A 21613-nucleotide genomic window follows, 5' to 3' on the forward strand; every position below is an offset into this window, starting at 1 on the left:
CACACAATCGCTGCAGATATTAAACAGGAAAAACCTTAGGTAGCCAAGACTACTGCCCCAGCAGTCGCTCGGGCGTCGTACTCAAAACCTCAGCAACCGCCGCTGCTGACACAGCGCCTTCGCGCAGAATCCGCGGCACTGGAGTCGAGATATCGACAATCGTCGATGGGGTGCCAATCGTGGCTTCGCCGCCGTCGACGTAGACAGCCGCTTCCCCACCCAACATCTGCTTGGCACGCACGGCATTGGTGGCCGGTGCCTGGCCGGAGATGTTCGCACTGGACACGGCCATCGGACCGGTGCGGCGCAGAATCTCGATAGCAATTGGGTGCAGCGGCATGCGCAGCATGACCGTACCCGCGGTATCACCAAGGTTCCATGGCAAGCTCGGCGCCTGGTTCACAACCAGCGACAGTCCGCCCGGCCAGAAAGCCTCCACCAGCGTGCGAGCAGCTGGCGAGTATTCGCGGACGAGCCCCTCAATCGTGTTCCAGGAACCCACGAGCACCGGTACCGGCATATCCGGGCCGCGGTGCTTGGCACGCAGCAAGGAGGCAACGGCCTGGTTATCAAAGGCATCGCAGCCAAGGCCGTAGACGGTATCGGTAGGCATAACGACCAGCCGTCCTGCCTTCACTGCATCTACTGCTGCTGCAATTGCGCGTTCGCGGTTTTCATCTGTGCTGCAGTCCATAATCCTGCTCATCAGATATTTGCTCCTGCTTCAAAGTTTGCTTTTAAGATTAATTTTTGCGTCCCACCGTAAAACGATCACGGCCTGCAAAGTCACGGCGGATCTCTACATCAGCGTAATCCCAGGTGTCCTTCAGCAGTGAACTGACATCGTCTCCTGAAGAGTCATCGTGCTCGATGCCGATGACTCCACCCGGCCGCACCAGCGCATCCACTAGGTTCATCATAGGTCGAATGACATCTAGCCCATCGTCGCCGCCGAAGACCGCAGAGTGCGGATCAGCTCTCACTTCGGGCGCAACCTCGGTGTCTTCGGGCACATATGGAGGGTTGGACACAACAATGTCGGTCTCATCTACCCAATCTGCGAGTTCACCGCCAGCATCAATCAGCTGTATATCCGTGACATCGCCAGCAATCAGACGCACACGCCCATCGCCGTACGTCTCGATATTCTTCGCAGCCCACGCCCGTGCCCGCTCAGAGAGCTCCACAGCCACCACGTCCGCTTCGGGTACGGCATCGGCAATCGCCAACGCAAGCGCACCAGATCCGGTACACAAGTCAACGATTTTCGGCTTGACGACGCCACTTGCGACCAGTTCACGGGCTCGATCGATTGCCCACTGCGCAAGCAGTTCCGTCTCCGGCCGGGGTACAAAAACACCGGGCCCAACCTGTAGTTCCAGGCTCATCATCGGCGCCGTACCGAGGATGTGCTGCAGTGGCTCACGAGCCACTCTGCGGGCCAGTACCTCGGCCAGATACTTGCGACCGTCCTCATCGGTGTACGGTTCGTCTCCGCGGAAGATGATGTCTGCCGGTCCCGCATTGATAGCAGCTGCAATTAGCGCCCGCGCGTCGGCATCCGGAGAAGCCAGCGCCGCGTCGTCAAGCGTGCGACGCGCATAGCGAAACAGCTCGCCGAGGGTACGGACGGAATCCGGTAACGTCGGCGAGCTATTTTCTGCGGGCGTGGGGCTACTCGGCTTCAAGACGCTCAGCGCGCTCCGCGTCGTGGAGGGCCTTGAGCAGGTCATCCATGTCGCCGCCCAGCACCGAGTCCAGGTTGTGAGCCTTGTAACCGATGCGGTGATCGGAAACGCGGTTCTCCGGGAAGTTGTAAGTGCGGATGCGCTCGGAGCGATCCATGTTGCGCACCTGAGACTTACGCTGGTCAGAGGCGGCCTCGGCAATCTCCTCTTCCTTCATCTGCTGCAGTCGAGCAGCAAGGACCTGCATAGCGCGGGCCTTGTTCTGAATCTGCGAGCGTTCCTTCTGACAGGTAACAACGAGACCAGTCGGCAGGTGCGTCAGGCGAACGGCGGAGTCAGTGGTGTTAACACCCTGACCGCCCTTACCGGAGGAGCGGTAGACGTCGACACGCAGATCCTTTTCATCAATCTGAATGTCTTCGACCTCGTCGGGCTCCGGGTAGACCAGCACACCAGCGGCGGACGTCTGAATACGGCCCTGAGATTCGGTAACCGGCACGCGCTGCACGCGGTGAACGCCACCTTCAAACTTGAACACGCTCCACGCACCGTCACGGGACGGAGTCTTAGCTCGGATGGACATAGTCATGTCCTTCACGCCGCCGAGATCAGACTCGGACAGCCCGAGAATCTCGGTGGTAAAGCCGTGCTTTTCTGCATAGCGCTGGTACATACGAGCGAGCTCACCTGCGAAGAGCGCTGCCTCCTCACCGCCGGCACCGGACTTGAGCTCCATAACGATGTCATCGCTGTCGTGCGGATCGCGCGGAGCCAGCAGGTCGGCGAGCTTTTCCTCGAGCTCCTCTGCCTCGACAGCGAGACGCTCAGCCTCAGCTGCGAATTCGGAGTCCTCGTATGCCATCTCGCGAGCTGCCTCCAGGTCATCCTGGACCTCAGTCAACTTCTTGTGAGTCTGAATGACCGGCTGCAACTCATTGAAGCGCTTGCCGACCTTACGGGCAGCCTTCGGGTCGTTGTGCAGCTCGGGGTCTGCCAGCTGCGCCTCAAGGCCGTGGTATTCGGAGAGGATGTCGTCAACTGCGGAAACCTGATTAGCCATTGAATATTCCTTCAGATTGTGATGGGTGAAATGCTAGTAGGTGCTGTGGTTTGCGGCTAACCCCAGCTAAAGCATGTCGTCCACATCAACGTCGGCGGCCATTGGTGCAGAAGAAGCCACCTGCATCAGGAATTCCTTATTGTTCCGGGTCTTCTTCAGCTGCTTAATCAACAGGTCAATAGCAGCCTGCGACTCTAGCGCGGAGAGGATGCGGCGCAGCTTGTGCATAATGCGAGCCTCCTCCGTGCTGAGCAGCAGCTCATCCTTACGAGTACCCGACGGGTTGACATCCACTGCCGGGAACACGCGGCGCTCGGAGATTTTACGGTCGAGCTTCAGCTCGGCGTTACCGGTGCCCTTGAACTCCTCGAAGATGACGGTATCGCCTGCGGAGCCGGTCTCCACCATCGCGGTGGCGATGATGGTGAGGCTGCCGCCTTCCTCGATGTTTCGGGCAGCACCCAAGAAGCGCTTCGGTGGGTACAGAGCGTTGGAGTCCACACCACCGGAGAGGATTCGTCCCGATGCCGGCGAAGAGTTGTTGTACGCACGGCCAAGGCGGGTAATGGAGTCCAGCAGTACGACGACGTCCTGCCCCTGTTCCACCAGACGCTTTGCACGCTCAATAGCCAACTCGGCCACTGCCGTGTGATCTGACGGCGGGCGGTCGAAAGTGGAGGCAATGACCTCGCCACGGACACTGCGCTGCATGTCGGTGACTTCCTCCGGGCGCTCGTCGACAAGCACGACCATCATGTAGCACTCGGGGTTGTTCGTCGCGATAGCGTTCGCGATGTTCTGCAGGATCGTGGTCTTACCGGCCTTCGGCGGCGAAACGATGAGCGCACGCTGACCCTTACCAATCGGCATAATCAGGTCGATGACGCGAGTGGTGAGGATCTTCTGCTCGGTCTCCAGACGCAGGCGACGGTTCGGGTACAGCGGGGTGAGCTTAGCGAAGTTCGGCCGCTGCTTTGCCTGCTCCGGATCGATGCCGTTTACAGTTTCGACCTTGACCAGCGGGTTGTACTTGCGGCGATTACGGCCGTTGCCATGAGTGACCTGGCCCGAGCCATTCTCACGCGGCATGCGGACCTGACCGGTGACGGCGTCGCCCTTGCGCAGGCCGTACTTACGAACCATTTGCGCGGACACCAGCACATCGTTAGAGCCCGGCAGGTATCCGGACGTGCGCACGAATGCGGTCTTGTTATCTAGCACATCGACGATGCCAGCCACCGGCTGGAGAACGTCATCCTCGCGGATCTCGTCCTGGCCGCCGTGTCCCCCACCGTTGTTATCGCGTCCGCGACGGTCGCGGCGATTGCGACGGTTGCGGCGGTTACGGTTGCCACGACCGTCATCGTCATGGTTATTGCGATTGTTGTTGCGACCGCGGCGGTTGTTGCGGTTGCCGCGGCCTTCATCATCGTTGTCTCGATCGTGGTTGTTGCGATCGTTGCGGTTATTACGGTCGTTGCGATCACCGCGGTCATTACGATCATTACGATCGTTGCGATTGTCGTTACGCTCACCGCGGTCGTTGCCGTTATCGGAATCGTCGCGGCTATCGTTGCTGCGATCGTCCTGATTCTCCTGCTCGCGCTGACGAGCACGGTTACGACGATTTCGACGCTGCTGAGAACGGGACATCTCCTCGCGGCCATCCGCGTTGGCGTCGTCACGCTTGTCGTTGCCCTTGTCGCTCTTGTCGGCGCTCTTATTGGAACCCTTATCCGCTCTTTCCGACGGCGATTCCTTGGCATCCTTCGCCTTGGAGCCGGTATCCGCAGCCCCAGCCACAGCCTTCTTCGCGCGGGATTTCCGAGCGGGAGCGGAACCAGCAGCCGGGGCACCATTCTTAATGGCCTCAATCAGCTCATGCTTGCGCATGGCGGAGATGCCGCGAATGCCCTTGCTGGAAGCGATTTCACGCAGTTCTGCCATTCGGAGGGCCGCAAGATTCTCTGGGCCGCCTGCCGTGGCAGTGGTGTCCGTATCGGTCACGGATGTCCTTTCATCGACCTTCCCTGTAGTCACTCTCTACAGGGGGCTATGTCATTGACACTTTTTCGCTCTTACTGCCCGCCACCGCGTGTGCTCCGTCGTCGAACCTTTACCACGTGCGGAAAAGTAGCCGCAGCTGACGGGAAATTATCGAAAAAGCCAGGCAAAAGACCTCGACGTTGAAACTAAACCGAGGCATCTTGCCTACATTATTTCCGCATCTCAAACCCGAGCGTCCGGGCTGAAGATGGTTAGGAAATTTTAGGTCCACAGCACCGCAAGACTATGTAGTCGCACTACTGATTTATGTGTTTTCAATGTCACGTTGCGCCATCGCGTTGTGTGAACAACTGCGAAGGTCAACGGCATGCGGAGTACATGAAGAAGTACGTATCTATCCGCGTATTGAAAACGACCTATTGACCAAGGATAGTCACCAAATAGTCAGGTAGCAACACTAGTTCTCACCTGCGTTTCGCTAGGTCGCGGGGCTGCGAGTCGGTACTGTAGAGCTCATGCGCAGTACGATGCCTCATATTCCTCTCAATATCGCTCAGATTGTGGAATACGGTCGCACCATTCACGGTCGGACTCCGGTGACCTCCTGGAACAGTGACGGACCTGAGACCACCACTTTTTCCGCCATCGCCGCGCGCGCTAGTGCGCTGGCACATGCACTTCGCGATGAGCTCGGCATCGACGGTGACCAGCGCATCGCTACCCTGATGTACAACTGCACCGAACACTTCGAGGTCTTCCTCGGCGTCGCCTCCATGGGCGCGGTATTCCAGCCGCTGAACAAGCAGCTCATGCCGGATCAGATTGTGCACATTATCAATCACGCCGATGACCAGGTCATCATCGCAGACCCGACCGAGATTGAGCTGCTCGCCGAGGTTCTTCCGCACTGCCCGCGCGTCCGCGCCGTTATCATTATCGGTATTGGTGATCTGTCGGATGTGGCTGAGCAACTGCCGGCTGGCATCCCGTGGTACTCCTACGAATCACTCATCGACGGACGCCCCAGCCGCTTCGACTGGCCTGAGCTCGACGAAAACTCCGGTGCAGCCATGTGCTATTCGACGGGCACCGAGGGCGCACCTAAAGGTGTCGTCTACAGCCACCGTTCGCTGTACTTGCACAGCCTGAATATGCGCACCACTGACTCCTTTGCCATTTCGCATGGAAACCCGTGGCTTTGCTGTGTGCCCATTTACCACGTCCTGTCCTGGGGCGTGCCGCTGGCCTCCTTCATGTGCGGGGCATCGCTGATCTTCCCCGGCGCGGACCTGTCCGCACCGCGTCTGGCAGAAATCATCGAAACCTCAATGCCGCGCGTAGCTCAGGGCGTGCCGACGCTGTGGATTAACCTCATGGCGCACTACCTCAGCAATCCTCCGAAGCGCATGAGTCTGCAGGAGATTTTCTCGGGCGGTTCCCCTGTCCCACCTGCACTGATTCGGCTATGGGAAGAGCGCTACGGTGTCGATGTCATCCACTTCTGGGGCATGACCGAGACTTCGCCTATCGGTACCGTGGCACGACCTCCGTACGGCGCCTCCGGTGAGGCCCGCGAACGCTACCGTGTCAGCCAAGGACGTTTCCCGGACATCATGCAGTTCCGCATTGTTGATGACAACGACCGCGTGCTCGACCTGCATGACCGCAACCAGGGTGAGCTGCAGGTGCGCGGCAACACGGTCACCGGAGGCTACTACAGCTCTCCGGAGGCTCAAGATGGAGGCACCGCGCACTTCTTCCGCGGTGCGGAGGTCGACGAGGCTAGCGAACAGTTCACCGAGGACGGGTGGCTCCGCACTGGCGATGTCGGCTCGATTACTCACGACGGCTACCTGACTATTCATGACCGTGCTCGCGATGTCATTCGTTCCGGTGGTGAGTGGATCTACTCCGCTCAGCTGGAAAACTTCGTAATGGAAAGCCCACAGGTACTCGAGTGCGCGATTATCGGCATGCCAGATAAAAAGTGGGGTGAGCGCCCACTGGCCATTACGGTGCTGATGCCGGAAGTTGAACAGAGCAAGGAGACCGCTGAAATGCTCCGCGATGAACTGCGGCCAAAGCTGCCAAAGTGGATGCTGCCGGAGTACTGGGCCTTCGTGGACTCAATCGATAAGACCTCAGTGGGCAAGTTCGACAAGAAAGACCTGCGCTCGCACTTGAGCGCAGGTCAGTACAGCATCGTGAAACTGAAGGGGCCGGGCGAAAAGTAGGTAGCAGGCTAAGCCACTGGCCCGGCACCTGGCCGCAGCTGCGGCTTAGCCGTCGACCACGACCTTAACCGGCTCACCGATTCCCAGCTCCATGACCTTGATGCCAGCCTCGCGGGCATCGTCCAAGATCTTCTCATCTACTGCAGTAGTTCCCAGAACCATACAGGTCGGACCAGCACCCGAGAGGAATGCCGCGTAGCCACGGTTGCGCAGGCGGTTGACCCACTCTGCGGTCACCGGCAGCACGTCGGAGCGGTACGGCTGGTGCAGGCGATCTCGCGTTCCCTCCCACAGCAGTTCCGGGTGGGACTGCAGCGCTGCGGTCATAACCGCAGTACGGGAGACATTGAAACGAGCGTCGACATGCGAAACATCGCTCGGCAGCACCTGACGGACTGCATTCGTGGAGGCGTGGAATGCCGGTACGAGTGCGGTCGCCTGAATGGACTCATGCACCGGAATGCTCACTGCTCGGTACTGAGGTGCGGTGCGACCATCGACAGGCTTGTCAGTCCAGCTGACCACTGCCCCGCCGAGAACGGATGCGCCAGCGTTATCCGGGTGGCCTTCGAATACCGAGGATTCTTGGATTACCTGGTCATCGGTAAGCGGGAAGCCCGCCAGACCGTTAGCGGCAGCGACACCAGCAACGGCGGCGGCTGCGGAAGAGCCTAGACCGCGCGACTGCGGAATGGTGTTGTGGCAAATAACCTTCAGCCCCGGTGCCTCGACTCCTGCGGCGCGAAGGCCCGCGCGAATCGCGCGCAAAACCAGATTAGATTCGTTGCGCGGCAGGTCGACTTCGCCCTCGCCGTGAATTTCAACGACGACACCGGACTCGATGACCTCGACCTCGACGATGTCGTAGAGCGCAACTGCCAACCCCAGGGTGTCGAAGCCCGGGCCCAAGTTCGCTGACGAACCTGCAACCGTGACGGTGACCTTCTGACCCGGGAAAAGCTCCTGTGCCATTTAGATATCCATTCCTTCGATACGAATGACGTTGTTGACGGCCAAAACCGCGTCGTTGGCGCGCAATTCATCGACCGTTGCTTCCAAATCCTTCTCCAGTGCCTTGTGGGTCACGATGACCAGGCGAGCGCCGTTGGCGCCCTCTTCCTGGCGGACGGTGCGCAGGGAGATGTTGTGATCAGAGAAGGTACGAGCGACATCGGCAAGCACTCCGACGCGATCGTCGACGTGCAGGTCGATGTGGTAGCGGGTGCGAACGTCACCGAAGTCGAGAATCGGCAGGTTAGCGTAGGTGGAATCTCCCGGTGCGCGACCACCGTGGACAATGTTGCGAGCAGCTGCAACGAGGTCACCGAGCACTGCGGAGGCGGTCGGATTACCACCAGCGCCGTTGCCGTAGAACATCAGGCGACCAGCGGCCTCGGCCTCAATGAAGACAGCGTTGAAAGACTCACGCACAGTTGCCAGCGGGTGACGACGTGGAATCAGCGCTGGGTACACGCGGGCGGAAATGGACTCCTTGCCATTTTCGTCCGTAACCCGCTCACAGGTAGCCAGCAGCTTAATGGTGCAGTCTGCGCTCTTGGCGGCTGCGATGTCGTCAGCGGTGATCTCGGTAATACCCTCGCAGTGAACATCATCAGCAGTCACGCGGGTGTGGAATGCCAGGCTGGCCAGAATAGCTGCCTTGGAAGCGGCATCGTGGCCCTCGACGTCTGCAGTCGGGTCGGCCTCGGCGTAACCCAGGCGGGTGGCCTCTGCCAGCATCTCGTCGTAGTCCGCACCAGTGGAGTCCATCGCATCAAGGATGAAGTTGGTAGTGCCGTTGACAATACCCATGACCTTATTGACAGTGTCACCGGCCAGCGAACGGCGCAGCGGCCCGACGACCGGGATAGCTGCAGCCACAGCTGCCTCGAAGAAAAGGTCGACACCCGAGGAATCGGCAGCCTCAGAGAGCTCCTCGCCGTGAGCGGCGACGAGTGCCTTGTTGGCGGTCACGACCGACTTGCCGGCACGCAGTGCCTCCAGCACAACGCGACGTGGGTAATCAATGCCGCCGATGACCTCGACTACCAGGTCAACGTCATCGCGCTGAACCAGCGAAAAAGCATCGTCGGTAAGAAGATCCTGATCCACATTCGGACGCGGCTTGGTCTTGTCGCTCACAGCAATACCAACGACCTCGACCGGTCCGCCGATGCGGCGCTCGAAGTCCTCAGCCTTCTCGTTGAGCAGGCGGTAAACCTCAGTACCGACTGTGCCAAGACCTAAAATAGCGACACCAACTTTGTGGCCCTCGCCCTTTCCAGGATTATTCGTTGCGGCAGTCATCGTGGCGTTTCACACTCCAGGCTTAGTAAGTCTTGTACAGTTTCTCGTCTTAATATTTGGGTCACTTGACCATCGCACACCGACACTACTGGTGGTCGCGTCAGCATGTTGTAGCGGCTGGCCATTGCGTAACAGTATGCCCCAGTAGCAGCGAGCGCGAACAGATCACCCTCGACAATGTCGTTCGGGTAGTTCGCATCGTTAATCAGAATGTCTCCCGATTCACAGTGCTTTCCGACGACGCGGGTGGGAATCCTGGAACCGGACACCTCGCGATTAACGACGCGACCATCATAGTTCGAGCCGTAAAGCGCCGGACGAATATTGTCGCTCATTCCGCCATCGACCGATACGTAACGACGGGTCATGCCATCATCGATGGTCACATCCTTCAAAGTGCCCACTTCGTACACCGTGACCATGGACGGGCCAACAATGGCACGACCTGGTTCAACAGCCACTGCCGGAGTCGCAATGCCGATACGCTGCGCAAGCTTGTCTACGGCAGTGAGGATCTCGTCGGCAAGCGGAGCAACGTCGAGGGGCTGCTCGCCTGCGGTGTAGGCGATACCAAAACCGCCACCAAGGTCGAGAGTGTTGAAGTGTTCCGAGATTTCAGTGCCGTGGCGTTCGACCAGCTTTTCCACCAGTGAGAACACGCGCTCGGCGGCGAGAATGAAACCGTCGGAATCGACAATCTGGGAACCGATGTGGCAATGCAGGCCAATCAGGCGCAGGTTGTCGTCATCCTCTACTACGCTCGCAGCTTCCAGCGCAGAACCGGACGCGAGGGAAAAGCCGAACTTCTGATCTTCATGCGCAGTAGCAATGAACTCGTGGGTGTGCGCTTCCACACCGGGCTTCACGCGAACGAGCACGTCCTGCACCACGCCTGCTTCAGCCGCCACCTGGGACAGGCGACGCAGCTCCGAACGGGAGTCAAGCACAATCTTGCCCACGCCGGCGGAGATAGCATCACGCAGCTCAGCGGTGGACTTGTTGTTGCCGTGGAAGGTCATGTCCTTGGCTGGGAATCCCGCCGCCATAGCGATAGCCATCTCGTTGCCCGAGGCGACATCGAGATGCAGCCCCTCCTCCATTACCCAGCGGGCAATGGTCTTCGACAGGAAAGCCTTGGATGCGTAGTGGACATTCTCCGCACCGCGGAAGGCCTTGGCCATCGAGCGGCAGCGGGAGCGGAAGTCCTGCTCATCGACGACAAAAGCTGGAGTGCCAAATTCCTTGGCAATGTCGACCAGGCTCACGCCGCCAATTTCCACCGAGCCGGGGTTATCTTCGTCATCGCCCCGACGACGGGCGGTAGTTGGCCAGACATGCGCTGGTAGTTCATTAAATTGGGTGGAATCGGGTCGGGTGTAGCCACCCAGTTCGAAACCATTGCCGTCGATAGGCACGAAACAGCTCTCTTTCTCCGTTACCCGGGCGGAGCAACGGGGTGTAGTTTTACGGGCGCGTTCGACTACATGCGCTCAGGTGCAGTAACACCGAGCAGCTGCAGAGCATTGGCCAGCGTCTGGCGGGTAGCCTCAGCCAGGCCGAGACGAGCACGGTGCTGCTCGGATACCTCTTCGTCTGCCTTTGGCAGGATCTGGCAGGTGTCGTAGAAGCGGTGGAAGACACCGGCAAGCTGCTCAGCGTAACGGGCAATGCGGTGTGGTTCCCGCAGGTCAGCAGCAGACTTGATGATGGCCGGGAACTCACCGATAGTGCGGATGAGCTCACCTTCGCGGTCCTCTACCAGCAGGGAGAAGTCAGCGCCTTCGCTGGTCACACCGGCCTCTTCGGCACGGCGACCGATTGAGCACAGACGAGCGTGACCGTACTGGACGTAGTAGACCGGGTTGTCGCTGGACTGCGAAGCCCACAGCCCCAGGTCGATATCCAGGCTGGAGTCCACGGAGGAACGGATTAGCGAGTAGCGAGCAGCATCGACGCCGATTGCCTCAACCAGGTCGTCCAAGGTGACCACTGTGCCCGCACGCTTGGACATCCGGACAGCCTTGCCGTCGCGAAGCAAGTTGACCATCTGACCGATGAGCACCTCGACGCCATCGGCGTTGTAGCCGAGCGCTGCAGCGGCCGCGCGCAGACGTGCGATGTAGCCGTGGTGATCGGCACCCAGCATGTAGATGCACAGGTTGTGGCCGCGGTCGAACTTGTTCTTAACGTAGGCGATGTCACCTGCGATGTAGGCTGCGTCGCCGTCGGACTTGATGACCACGCGGTCCTTGTCGTCACCGTAATCGGTGGACTTCAGCCACCATGCGCCGTCAGCTTCGTAGAGCTTGCCGTTTTCCTTCAGGGAATTGACAGCTGCTTCCACCTGACCGGACTCGAACAGCGAGTTTTCGTGGAAGTAAACGTCGAAATCGGTGCCGAACTCGTGCAGAGACTTCTTGATGTGCTCGAACATCATGTCCACGCCGATGGCGCGGAAGTGCTCCTGGACCTCTTCCTCAGAGCCCTCGAGTGCCTGCGGGTTCTTCTCCAGCACAGCAGCGGCGATGTCCTGGATGTACTCTCCGCCGTAGCCATCTTCCGGAGTCGGCTCGTTGCGAGCGGCTGCAACCAAGGAGTCGGAGAAGCGGTCAATCTGGCGACCGTGGTCATTGAAGTAGTACTCGCGGGTGACCTTGGCACCGGTGGCAGACAGGACACGACCGAGAGCGTCACCGACTGCTGCCCAGCGAGTACCACCCAGGTGAATCGGCCCGGTCGGATTTGCGGAGACAAACTCCAGGTTCACGTCGAGGTTGGAGTTGAAGTCGGCATGGCCCCACTTCTCCCCCGCTGCCAGGACGTCCTCGACGATCTTGCCCTGGGCATCGGAGGCCAGGCGGATGTTAATAAAGCCCGGGCCTGCGATGGTTGCTTCATCGATGCCCTCAGAAGCGCCGAGCGCTGTGGCAATTTCAGTTGCCAAGTCACGCGGCACCATGCCGACGCGCTTGCCCAGCTGCATGGCGATATTGGTTGCGTAGTCGCCGTGCTCAGGGTTACGCGGACGCTCGACGGTCGGGTTTTCCGGCACGATAGAGACATCGGCATCGTGGGCAGTCAAAACCTCGACGGTGACTTTTCGGACTAGTACAGCAAGATCAGCAGGATTCACGATTGCCTATCCTATTAGGTCAATCGCAGTCGTGGAAACATCAGCCACCAAAAGATTGATTTGAGGGGTATCTGCAGGCCACCGCCTCCGGCTGTCCTGCGCCCCTTTCACGATCCAGCCGAATTCAGGTTGAGAACAGATTTAATCCGGGGCTAGGCGTAGCATTCAGGTAGGAAATTATTGCCTTACCCCTCAACCCTTTTTGGAGCGACCGTGAAAGTAGCACTTTTCGCGACCTGCATCGGGGACATGATGTTTCCAGATGCAGTGAGTGCGACCGCCAGAGTTCTCACGCGCCTAGGATGCGATGTGGTCTTTCCACCACAACAAACCTGCTGCGGCCAAATGCACGTCAACACCGGGTACCAGAAGGAAGTCCTTCCTCAGCTGGACACCTACGCTGATGCTTTTGCAGATTCCTCGATTGATTACGTTGTCGCCCCGTCCGGTTCCTGCGCCGGCGCCGTTCGCCACCAGCATCCGATGATTGCGGGCCGCTACGGTACCCGTGCCCAAGTCCACGCGGCACAGGCCTGCGCGAACAAGACGCTGGATCTCTCCGAGTTCATCACCGATGTCGCTGGTGTGACTGACGTCGGTGCTTACTTCCCCCACTCAGTGACCTACCACTCCACCTGCCACAGCTTGCGGGTACTCAAGGTGGGCGACCGTCCGTGGCGGCTGCTCAGTGCAGTCGATGGAATCGATCTGCGCGAGCTGCCTGGCGCGGCGGAGTGCTGCGGTTTTGGCGGCACCTTCTCGGTGAAGAATGCGGAGACCTCCGCTGCAATGGTTGCCGACAAGACAGCCAATATTCGCGCTACGGAAGCGGAGTTCGTCACCGCTGGCGATGCTTCCTGCTTGCTCAATATCGGTGGCGCGCTGCGTCGCCAGGACTCTGGCGTGCACGCCATCCATATGGCCGAGATTCTGGCCTCCACCAAGGAGACCCCGTTTGATGTGCACAACCGCCAAGAAGCTTCCCTGCGAGGTGAACAGTAATGGTCGCAGTTAACGTCGGCATGCCAGCCCTTCCTCCCCGCGCGCCGCACAACGTCGGGCATCTGCGCGGTACGCGCGGGTTCACGGCCGCAGCGCACGAGGAGCTCAAGAACACTCGCATGCGCGAAAATGTCGGTCATGCCACGCGTTCGATTCGTCAGAAGCGCGCGCATGTCGTAGCCGAGAAGAATGACTGGGAGCAGCTGCGGCTCGCGGGCAGCCACATCAAGCGCGATGTTATGGCGCGTCTGCCGGAACTGCTGGAGCAGTTTGAAGAGTCAGTTACGAATGCCGGCGGTCACGTCCACTGGGCGCGCGATGCCGCCGAGGCAAACCGCATCATCACGGACTTGGTGAAAGAGACCGGCGAAGAAAAGGTCGTCAAGATTAAGTCGATGGCCACACAGGAAATCGGCTTGAATGAAGCGCTTGCCGATGCCGGCATCACCGCCCGCGAAACCGACCTGGCGGAACTCATCGTTCAGCTTGCCGACGACATGCCGAGCCACATCCTGGTTCCTGCTATCCACCGCAATCGCGAGGATATCCGCGAGATCTTCCTCAATGGAATCCCAGGAGTCGACCCGGATTTGAAAGCCAATCCGGCCGATCTGGCCGAGGCATCCCGTAAGTTTCTGCGCGAGCAGTTTATGGAGGCCAAGGTTGCGATTTCCGGCGCCAACTTCGGTGTGGCCGAAACCGGTACTGTGGCCGTCGTCGAGTCAGAGGGCAACGGCCGTATGTGTCTCACGCTGCCGGAAACACTGATTTCGGTGATGGGTATTGAGAAGCTGCTTCCCACCTTCCAGGATCTGGAAGTGTTCTTGCAGCTACTGCCACGGTCGTCGACAGGCGAGCGTATGAATCCCTACACCTCTCTGTGGACGGGAACGACCGACGGCGACGGCCCGAAGAATTTCCACATTGTGTTGCTGGACAATGGGCGCTCGGCCACTCTTGCAGATCCGATTGGGCGTGAAGCGCTGAAGTGCATTCGCTGCTCGGCATGCCTGAATATCTGCCCTGTTTATGAGCACGTGGGCGGTCACGCTTACGGTTCGGTCTACCCGGGCCCGATTGGTGCGATTTTGTCCCCGCAGCTCACTGGCATGGATTCCTACGATGATCCGAATGCTTCGCTGCCCTATGCGTCTTCGCTGTGCGGGGCTTGCTTTGAGGTCTGCCCGGTGCGAATTGACATCCCTGCGGCACTGCTGGAGCTGCGTCACCGTAAGGTCACGGAGCACCGCCCGCCGGTGGAGGGCAAGCTGTTTGCCACGCTCGGGTTCATCATGGGCAATCAGAAGCTCTGGAACATGAGCGCAAAGATGGCCTCCCTCGCCCGCGTACTCGGTTTGAAGGACGGCGAGATTCACGCCCTGCCGCTCTTCCTCAGCGGGTGGTCGGATGTGCGAGATACGCCGGTTCCGCCGAAGAAGCCGTTCCGCTCACTGTGGGGTTCGAAGGATTTCTCGGCGCAGCTGACCCGCGAATCGACCAATCAGGTTCCGACGAAGATTAATGGGCTGTCGAGTTCTGATCAATCTGACTCGTCCGACACATCCGGCAAGGAGGCCTAGCGATGTCCCACTCCTCAGCATCCGCAAACATTGCCAAGAGCGAAATCCTCGAGCGTATCCGCAATGCTCAGAAAATCGCCTTCGAAGGCCGTGACTTGGCCTCTGACGTGGGCATCATCCCTGGCGAGCCCGGCGCGCATTTCGACATCCCCCGCGACTACGAGCGCTCCTCCGACCTGACGGCCAAAGAGATCATTTCGCTTGCCGACGAGCGCATCGCCGATTACAAGGCCGACGTGCGCCACTGTGGCAGCTCGGCAACCGACATCAATGAGGCTGTGAAGAAGGCAATTGCTGATGTCGGGGCCTCGTTGATTGGTATTCCCGAAGGTCTAGACCGCGAGTGGGTTGCGGGGTTGGAGTCTGGTGGAGGTAAGGCCACCACCGAGATTCGCGTCGATACCGGTTTCACCGCCGAAGAGCTGGACGAGCTCGATGCGATTGTCACCAGCTCTGCTGTCACCTGCGCCGAGACCGGCACCATTTTCCTGGACGGTTCGGCCACTTCTGGCCGCCGCGCGCTGACCTTGGTGCCGGATATTCACATCTGCGTTGTGCCCGCTTCCACGGTCGTCTACGGCATTCCGGAGGCATTTTCCCGTCTACGCGAGAGTGATCCCACTGCTCCAATCACTATGATTTCGGGGCCTTCTGCGACCTCGGACATCGAGCTCACCCGAGTCGAAGGTGTCCACGGGCCGCGCACGCTGATTGTGATTATTGCTGAGTAGAGACAGTCGGGTCGGTTCTTGGCTAGCATTTTGATTGACACGCCAACATTTTGTTGTGGATGATGAATTTAGCTAGCCAAAGGAGCCTGTCATGAGCGCAATCATTCAAAAATTCTCCGTAGCCGATAATCCGCAGCTTCCAGGTATGGACCCATTCCTGTTTGCCGTCCACCACTATGACCTATATCCACAGGCCAAGGGCCAAACTATGGCTCCCGATGCCTCTCTGCTCGGCCGTAATATCGGCATGGACTTTTCCGGCAAGGACGGCTGGTCCATGTACCACGGCACAACCGTCCCCGGCTTCCCCTCCCACCCACACCGCGGCTTTGAAACCATCTCGATCGTCGAGGAAGGCTTTGTTGACCACACCGACGCCGAGGGCGCACAGGCTCGTTACGGCGAGGGCGACACGCAGTGGCTGACCACCGGCGCAGGCACTGCGCATGCTGAAATGTTCCCGCTTCTGCATAACGACGGCCCCAATCCTCACCACATGTTTCAGATTTGGCTGAACCTGCCGCCCGAAGGCAAGGGGGCAAAGCCGCACTTCCAGATGTTCTGGGCAGAAGACACTCCGCATGTCACCGGCACTGATGACAATGGCCACGGCTACGACATAAAGGTCATCGCGGGCGCATTCGGCGATACTCAGCCGCTTGCTCCACCACCGGAATCCTGGGCCGCTGCACCAGATTCCGATGTAGCCGTGTGGGTGCTGCGTTTGCAGCCGAACGCACAGCTAACGTTGCCACCAACCAATTATGCCGAGACAATTCGGACTCTCTACTCTCTACGCGGCAGCCTCACTATCGAGGGCGAAACGCTGGTGCAAGAGGGCGCAGTGCTGCGCTCAACCGAGGCACTGGACATTTCTGCAGGTGACGAGGGGGCCTTCGCGCTCATCCTCCAAGGCCGACCGATTGGCGCTCCCGTGTATCAGCATGGCCCGTTTGTCGCGAATAGCCGCGAAGAGCTCGTTGAAGCATTCGATGCCTACCAGCGTGGCGAGTTCGGCGCATGGCGGTTTGATTCCAACGATCCGGTTGCACCCTTTGAAGAGGGGCGCTTTGCCCGCTATCCGGACGGTACGGTTCGTCGCCCGGTCAACTAACCGGGATCCCCCGGCGGGCTGCACATGTGAAACTGTGTGAGTTTATGACACTTTCAGGCCATTTTTTGGGTCATTTTTGTCATAAACGCAGTCAGTAACTCGGATTGGCCCGTTTCCGCCAGGTACACCCGAAACAAAAATCCCTCAAGCAACCAGGCGAATCTAATCGAACCTAACCGCTTAAGGGATAAGACGTGCCCCCGAGAGGAGTCGAACCTCCGACCTTCGGTACCGGAAACCGGCGCTCTATCCACTGAGCTACGGGGGCGTGTGGCACAAGCACAACAAGTGCAACGAGAAAAGATGTTACCACTTGGCTGGGGCGATTAGCGAAATGCCCCGCACCCCAGCCAAATCCGCACTATGCGGCCTCAGAAACCTGGTCTTCCTCAATAGGACACACCACAGGAACGCCTCCATCATTAAGCACGCGGGCTCGAATTCCATAGACGCGGGCCAAAAGATCCGGTGTGAGAACGTCAGCAGGACTCCCCTGGGCAACCACGTGGCCGTCGTGAAGCATGACAAGCTCATCGCAGTAGCGGGCTGCGAGATTGAGATCGTGGATTGCGACGAGCGCCAAGGAGCTCCGTGAGGAGACTTCCGCGCGGACGAGTTTTAGGAGTTCCACCTGGTGGCGCAGGTCGAGGGCGGAGGTGGGTTCGTCGAGAAGCATGACCTCGGGATCGCGGACAAACATCTGCGCGACGGCGACGAGCTGACGCTGACCGCCGGAGAGCTCGCCGACGAAGCGGTCGGCAAGGTGCTCAATACCAACCTTCCGGAGAACCTCCGCCGTGTGCTCAATCTCGGAGCCGCGCACGCGCAGACGCCCGGCGCGCCGACCAGAGACCAGTACCGATTCGAATGCGGTCAGCGAGGCGCTAGCCGGCAGATCCTGCGGCACGTAGCCCACCACATCGCGCAGTTCGGAGCCGATGACCCGCTCATTGTCACGGGTCAGTGCAATCTCCCCGGACATGGGCTTTCGAATCCCCGCCAGAGTGGTCATCAGTGTGGATTTGCCCGCAGCGTTTGGCCCGAGCAAACCCGTCACCGTACCGGGCTTCAGCGTGCGTACTGAGGCCCCGCGCAGCACCTTCCGCTTGCCATAGCCTGCAGCTACTTCGTTGACATCGAGAAATACGCCCATTAGTTCCACACCGTCCTCTTACGCAGGAAAACCAAGCCAACAAAAAATGGGACACCGACGATTGCGGTAATGATGCCAATCGGCACTGCCACACCCGGCACCACCGTGATGGATACCGCATGAGCTGCCGCCAGCAGCGCCGCGCCTGCCGCCATCGATGCCGGGGCAAAGAAGCGCTGTTCTTCACCGACCAGCATGCGCGCAATGTGTGGACCGACCAGTCCGATGAAGCCGATGATGCCGGCAAAGGCCACTGCGGTTGCCGCCAGCAGCGAGGCTACAATCAGCGTCGCAATGCGCAGCCTATCCACATTGATGCCCACGGCTTTTGCGCGGGCATCGCCAAGTCGCAGCACCGTCAGCGCCCACGCATAGCGAATGGTGAACGGAATGGCGATCAGCAGTGCCGCCGCAATAATGCCGTTGGCCACCCAGTTCGCGCGCTGGAGCGAGCCCATCGTCCAGAACACAATCTGCTGGAGCGCCTCGGTAGTCGCGCGGTATTGCAACAGCGACAACAGCGCTTGGAATAGAAACACCAGACCAATACCCAGCAGAATCATCGATTCCTTACCCGAGCCGCGCCATACCGACGCCGCCGCCACAATCGCCACCGCGATGACGGATGATACCCAGGCCACGGCCGCCAGGTTGAACTGCGCATGCGGAATGATCACCCAGCCCAGCACAATCGATGCCGCCCCACCGAACGCCGCTGCAGCCGAAATACCGAGGGTAAACGGCTCCGCCAGTGGGTTGTCGAGGATTGTCTGCATCTGTGCACCGGCAAGCGACAGCGCTGCACCAATCAGCACTGCCATCACTGATGCAGGCAGGCGCAGCTTCCACAGCACCGTACGAGTGGTTTCGTCAACATCATTCGGGCTCACGATGCCCCGGACGACATCCCCCACACTCAGTGACATCGGCCCCACGATCGTCGCTACTACAAACGCGCACACGGCCAGCCCCACCAGCACCGCAATAACGGCAATCTTCCGGGCGGAGCGTCGTCGGTACTGTCGCGCAGAGTCGTAGGTCGTGCTTGACGACGGACACTCGTGCTGTTCGGTGGCGGGCTGCGACTCTTGACCGCCACTGTCGTTGGTGGAGGTGGGCTCGCGGGGTTCGTCGTCAAGCCCTGACGCGGGAGCGTGCAGATTGGTGTAAGTCATCGGATTCCTTCTTCGATGGTGGAAGATGGGTTACTTGGTCGGCTCCAGCGCGGTGAAGAAGGTGCCGCTGAGTTCGAAGGGCAGGTAGTCCTTGTGGAACTTGGCGAAGTCAGCGACCGGGTCGAGGTCAGCGAACTCCTCTGGGTGAATCCACTTGGCGAATTGCTCGAGCGCGAAGACGTTGTACGGCGAGTCGTAGAACTGGTGGAAGGCGGCGTACAGATCACCCTTCTTCGGCGCGGTCAGGGTGTCAAAACCCGGAGTCTTCAGCAGGCCTTCCAGAGTGCGCTGTGCGGTCTCTGGGGTGGCGGTGTAGCCGAGTTCGACGTGTGGCAGCACTTCCGGCTTCTTCGGATCGAGCGCCCAAGAACCACCGGTGGCGATGATCTTCTCCGGCTGGACGGACAGGACCTTCTCTGCGGTCACGTCGCCCGATTCGGTGTCGAGGAGGCTGTCTCCGAGGTTCTCACCGCCGGCTGCTGTGACAAGGTCACCGAGGTTGGACTTGTTGACGGTCGAGCAGCAATCCTTGAGACCGGCTGCTCGCCAGACGAAGGTCTTTGGCTTGTCTTCGAGCTTGGCGGCACGTTCGGTGATCTCGTTGACGCGCTTTGTGTAGAAGTCGGTGAACTTCTTGGCATTGTCCTGCTCATCGACGATCTGGCCGAGGAGCTCGACGGACTTGGCGGTATTCTCCAGGGGCTTTTGCCGGAAGTCGGTGAATACGTACTTCAGACCTGCCTGATCGAGCTTGGTGAGGAAACCGGACTGCTCCGCGGCCTTCTTGTGGTCAAGGGTCATGACGACCACGTCTGGGTCGTGGGAGATGAGGTTTTCAACTGTGACATCGCCCTTGGCGATATTGCCGATGGTCGGCATGTCTTTCAGCTCGGGGTTCGTCTCGAAAAGCTTGGTTTCAAACGACGGTGCGCCCGAATGCAAATCGCTGCCCATGGCGACAACGTGGTCACCCGGGTTTTCTTGGTCAAGCATCGCGGTGACAAACATGGCGCGGCCTTCACCGAGCACGACTCGTTCTGGCTGCTTGTCGAAGGTCACAGTGCGACCTGCGACATCAGTGACAGTGAGTTCTCCTTTGTTGTCGGCAGCCTCGTTCGACTCTGCGTCCGCACCGCATGCTGTAGCGACGAAGCTCAGCGCTGCACACCCGATTGCGGCCAGAGTTTTGGTCTTTGGCGCGGTTTTAGCCTTGGCGAAAATATTGACTCTCATGCGTTTCAGTTTCTGCCTTGTTTATTTCTGCGTAATTTTTGGTACTTAGGGTGCACAAAGAGAAGTGAACAGTCACCCCTTTGCTTTAGGCACGCCTTACCTTACAGCTTGAAACGTAGAGAAAAAGCGCCCTGCTAGTGGTGGTTTTACTAGCAGGGCGTGGAAGTCTTACTTCCTTTCGAGAACCGACTGGAAGCACCTCAGCATCACTTCGCGGTCTTCATTAGCAAGTGGTGAAATAACTTCCTGGCGAACAGTGTCTACATAATCCGGCGCCGCCTCGGCAAACACGTGCCGACCAACGCCTGTTAAGACGACGACATAATCCGAGTCCGGGTCTTCGCCGTGGTCTTCGGTGTGAATAAATCCGCGCTTTTCCAACCTGTTGGTATGCAGCAGCGCGCGGGGATGGTTCCACTTCAGTCGATCACAAATCTTGTCAACATGCAGAATCCCATCCTCCACCTCATGCAAAGCGATGAGCAGGGTAAAGTCAGCGAACGTCAGCCCGGTGCGAGTGCGTAGGCTCCGCTCAATATTGCGCTCTACCTCGCGAAAAGCAGCTACCATCGACTGCCAAAAGAGCTGTTCATCATCACTCAGCCATTCAAATGAGTTCATACTGCTCTAGGCTAATGGTGAGAGCCTCGAAGCGGAGACAAATGAGAAAACACTCACAGAAAAACTTTTGACTACTCTGCTTTTCCGTCGACGGAATCGGTGACCGCAGCATTGGCGGTCGCTGCAATCTTATCGAGCACAGCGGAAATCCCCTGATAGTCGATATTTTCACCGAGCACGTCAAACACGACATGACGTACAAGCTTCACATGGTTCGGCGCCGCCTTCTCAATCACGGTTCGACCGTGTTCAGTAAGCGTGACATCGATACCACGGTTATCGCAGGCGCAGCGTTCCTTAGTTACTAGTCCGCGTCGCTCCATGCGAGTAATTTGGTGCGACATTCGGCTGCGGTCCCATTCCAGGGACTCACACAGGGTGCGCATGCGGACAACATTGTCTTCAGCCTCGGAGAGAGCAACCAGAACCGAAAAATCTGCAGTGGAAATATCGAGAGAATCTTGCAGCTGAAGGTCGATTGACCTGTCAACGGCCCGTTTAGCGTTCAGAATTGAGCGCCATAACCGCTGCTCTTCATCACTTAACCACGGAACATCTTGCATATGTACAGAGCC

At 59.1% G+C, this 21613-nt stretch carries 18 protein-coding genes and 1 tRNA gene; 5 read left to right on the top strand and 14 right to left on the bottom strand.

The genetic code is table 11. From position 1 onward, the window contains the following. Positions 1-49: 49 nt before the first annotated feature. The 4 genes from CRD13_RS02330 to rho form a co-directional block, all read right to left on the bottom strand. On the bottom strand, positions 50-706 hold the full coding sequence (locus CRD13_RS02330) for an L-threonylcarbamoyladenylate synthase (RefSeq protein WP_005509411.1): 657 nt from the start codon (positions 704-706) through the stop codon (positions 50-52). Positions 707-743: 37 nt separating this feature from the next. Then, a complete protein-coding gene (gene prmC / locus CRD13_RS02335; RefSeq protein WP_150963224.1) occupies positions 744-1688 on the bottom strand; it encodes a peptide chain release factor N(5)-glutamine methyltransferase in 945 nt (314 codons plus the stop codon). After that, entirely contained in the window at positions 1675-2748 is a 1074-nt protein-coding gene (gene prfA, locus CRD13_RS02340) for a peptide chain release factor 1 (RefSeq protein WP_016422451.1), read from the bottom strand. Before prfA ends, prmC begins: the two co-directional genes overlap by 14 nt. Before the next feature lie 66 nt (positions 2749-2814). Next, positions 2815-4755 carry a transcription termination factor Rho gene (gene rho, locus CRD13_RS02345; RefSeq protein ID WP_150963225.1) on the bottom strand — a complete coding sequence of 647 codons (1941 nt, stop codon included), beginning with the start codon at positions 4753-4755 and terminating at the stop codon, positions 2815-2817. A 515-nt stretch (positions 4756-5270) separates the two neighbouring features. Between rho and CRD13_RS02350 the strand changes: the two genes are divergently transcribed. Then, positions 5271-6989 (top strand): long-chain fatty-acid--CoA ligase, encoded by a 1719-nt coding sequence (locus CRD13_RS02350; RefSeq protein ID WP_150963227.1) that lies wholly within the window; start codon positions 5271-5273, stop codon positions 6987-6989. A 45-nt stretch (positions 6990-7034) separates the two neighbouring features. On the opposite strand, the gene thrB is transcribed toward CRD13_RS02350, so the two are convergent. The 4 genes from thrB to argS all read right to left on the bottom strand — a co-directional run bounded on the left by thrB (position 7035) and on the right by argS (position 12429). Continuing rightward, positions 7035-7961, bottom strand: a complete 927-nt coding sequence (thrB, locus tag CRD13_RS02355) for a homoserine kinase (protein ID WP_049190091.1) — start codon at positions 7959-7961, stop codon at positions 7035-7037. Continuing rightward, positions 7962-9296 (bottom strand): homoserine dehydrogenase, encoded by a 1335-nt coding sequence (locus CRD13_RS02360; protein WP_016422448.1) that lies wholly within the window; start codon positions 9294-9296, stop codon positions 7962-7964. It abuts the gene before it with no gap. Continuing rightward, complete coding sequence (gene lysA, locus CRD13_RS02365) at positions 9293-10711, bottom strand: diaminopimelate decarboxylase (RefSeq protein WP_187401212.1); 1419 nt, start codon at positions 10709-10711, stop codon at positions 9293-9295. The genes CRD13_RS02360 and lysA overlap by 4 nt, the downstream gene beginning before the upstream one ends. Positions 10712-10776: 65 nt before the next feature. Beyond that, positions 10777-12429 carry an arginine--tRNA ligase gene (gene argS, locus CRD13_RS02370; RefSeq protein ID WP_187401213.1) on the bottom strand — a complete coding sequence of 551 codons (1653 nt, stop codon included), beginning with the start codon at positions 12427-12429 and terminating at the stop codon, positions 10777-10779. A gap of 213 nt (positions 12430-12642) precedes the next feature. On the opposite strand from argS, the gene CRD13_RS02375 reads away from it, so the two are divergent. From CRD13_RS02375 to CRD13_RS02390, 4 genes are all read left to right on the top strand, one after another. Continuing rightward, on the top strand, positions 12643-13431 hold the full coding sequence (locus CRD13_RS02375) for a (Fe-S)-binding protein (protein WP_042388597.1): 789 nt from the start codon (positions 12643-12645) through the stop codon (positions 13429-13431). Beyond that, on the top strand, positions 13431-15011 hold the full coding sequence (locus tag CRD13_RS02380; RefSeq protein ID WP_187401214.1) for a LutB/LldF family L-lactate oxidation iron-sulfur protein: 1581 nt from the start codon (positions 13431-13433) through the stop codon (positions 15009-15011). Before CRD13_RS02375 ends, CRD13_RS02380 begins: the two co-directional genes overlap by 1 nt. Before the next feature lie 2 nt (positions 15012-15013). Continuing rightward, a complete protein-coding gene (locus CRD13_RS02385; protein WP_083301607.1) occupies positions 15014-15742 on the top strand; it encodes an LUD domain-containing protein in 729 nt (242 codons plus the stop codon). 91 nt (positions 15743-15833) lie between these two features. After that, complete coding sequence (locus CRD13_RS02390) at positions 15834-16856, top strand: pirin family protein (protein WP_070546777.1); 1023 nt, start codon at positions 15834-15836, stop codon at positions 16854-16856. Positions 16857-17051: 195 nt separating this feature from the next. Here CRD13_RS02390 and CRD13_RS02395 read toward each other — a convergent pair. From CRD13_RS02395 to CRD13_RS02420, 6 genes are all read right to left on the bottom strand, one after another. Beyond that, positions 17052-17124, bottom strand: a tRNA-Arg gene (locus tag CRD13_RS02395). Between the two features lie 93 nt (positions 17125-17217). Beyond that, a complete protein-coding gene (locus CRD13_RS02400) occupies positions 17218-18009 on the bottom strand; it encodes an ABC transporter ATP-binding protein (RefSeq protein WP_070546779.1) in 792 nt (263 codons plus the stop codon). Beyond that, the gene (locus CRD13_RS02405) at positions 18009-19184 is read right to left on the bottom strand and encodes an iron ABC transporter permease (protein ID WP_070546782.1); all 1176 of its coding nucleotides are present in this window, start codon (positions 19182-19184) and stop codon (positions 18009-18011) included. The genes CRD13_RS02400 and CRD13_RS02405 overlap by 1 nt, the downstream gene beginning before the upstream one ends. 30 nt (positions 19185-19214) lie before the next feature. Beyond that, positions 19215-20417: an ABC transporter substrate-binding protein gene (locus CRD13_RS02410; protein WP_070429338.1), complete on the bottom strand. Its 1203-nt coding sequence runs from the start codon at positions 20415-20417 to the stop codon at positions 19215-19217. A 168-nt stretch (positions 20418-20585) separates the two neighbouring features. After that, positions 20586-21038: a MarR family winged helix-turn-helix transcriptional regulator gene (locus CRD13_RS02415; RefSeq protein ID WP_070437896.1), complete on the bottom strand. Its 453-nt coding sequence runs from the start codon at positions 21036-21038 to the stop codon at positions 20586-20588. Between the two features lie 71 nt (positions 21039-21109). Further along, entirely contained in the window at positions 21110-21601 is a 492-nt protein-coding gene (locus CRD13_RS02420; RefSeq protein WP_049194116.1) for a MarR family winged helix-turn-helix transcriptional regulator, read from the bottom strand. Positions 21602-21613: the final 12 nt, after the last annotated feature.

The organism is Corynebacterium sp. LK26, from assembly GCF_014335085.1.
Taxonomy (GTDB): domain Bacteria; phylum Actinomycetota; class Actinomycetes; order Mycobacteriales; family Mycobacteriaceae; genus Corynebacterium; species Corynebacterium jeikeium_D.

Coding starts and splice junctions, on each gene's coding strand:
- CRD13_RS02405 (WP_070546782.1), bottom strand. CDS start 19,184: ATGACTTACACCAATCTGCACGCTCCCGCGTCAGGGCTTGACGACGAA.
- thrB (WP_049190091.1), bottom strand. CDS start 7,961: ATGGCACAGGAGCTTTTCCCGGGTCAGAAGGTCACCGTCACGGTTGCA.
- CRD13_RS02400 (WP_070546779.1), bottom strand. CDS start 18,009: ATGGGCGTATTTCTCGATGTCAACGAAGTAGCTGCAGGCTATGGCAAG.
- CRD13_RS02380 (WP_187401214.1), top strand. CDS start 13,431: ATGGTCGCAGTTAACGTCGGCATGCCAGCCCTTCCTCCCCGCGCGCCG.
- CRD13_RS02415 (WP_070437896.1), bottom strand. CDS start 21,038: ATGAACTCATTTGAATGGCTGAGTGATGATGAACAGCTCTTTTGGCAG.
- CRD13_RS02410 (WP_070429338.1), bottom strand. CDS start 20,417: ATGAGAGTCAATATTTTCGCCAAGGCTAAAACCGCGCCAAAGACCAAA.
- CRD13_RS02385 (WP_083301607.1), top strand. CDS start 15,014: ATGTCCCACTCCTCAGCATCCGCAAACATTGCCAAGAGCGAAATCCTC.
- CRD13_RS02360 (WP_016422448.1), bottom strand. CDS start 9,296: ATGACTGCCGCAACGAATAATCCTGGAAAGGGCGAGGGCCACAAAGTT.
- prfA (WP_016422451.1), bottom strand. CDS start 2,748: ATGGCTAATCAGGTTTCCGCAGTTGACGACATCCTCTCCGAATACCAC.
- CRD13_RS02390 (WP_070546777.1), top strand. CDS start 15,834: ATGAGCGCAATCATTCAAAAATTCTCCGTAGCCGATAATCCGCAGCTT.
- CRD13_RS02420 (WP_049194116.1), bottom strand. CDS start 21,601: ATGCAAGATGTTCCGTGGTTAAGTGATGAAGAGCAGCGGTTATGGCGC.
- CRD13_RS02330 (WP_005509411.1), bottom strand. CDS start 706: ATGAGCAGGATTATGGACTGCAGCACAGATGAAAACCGCGAACGCGCA.
- CRD13_RS02350 (WP_150963227.1), top strand. CDS start 5,271: ATGCGCAGTACGATGCCTCATATTCCTCTCAATATCGCTCAGATTGTG.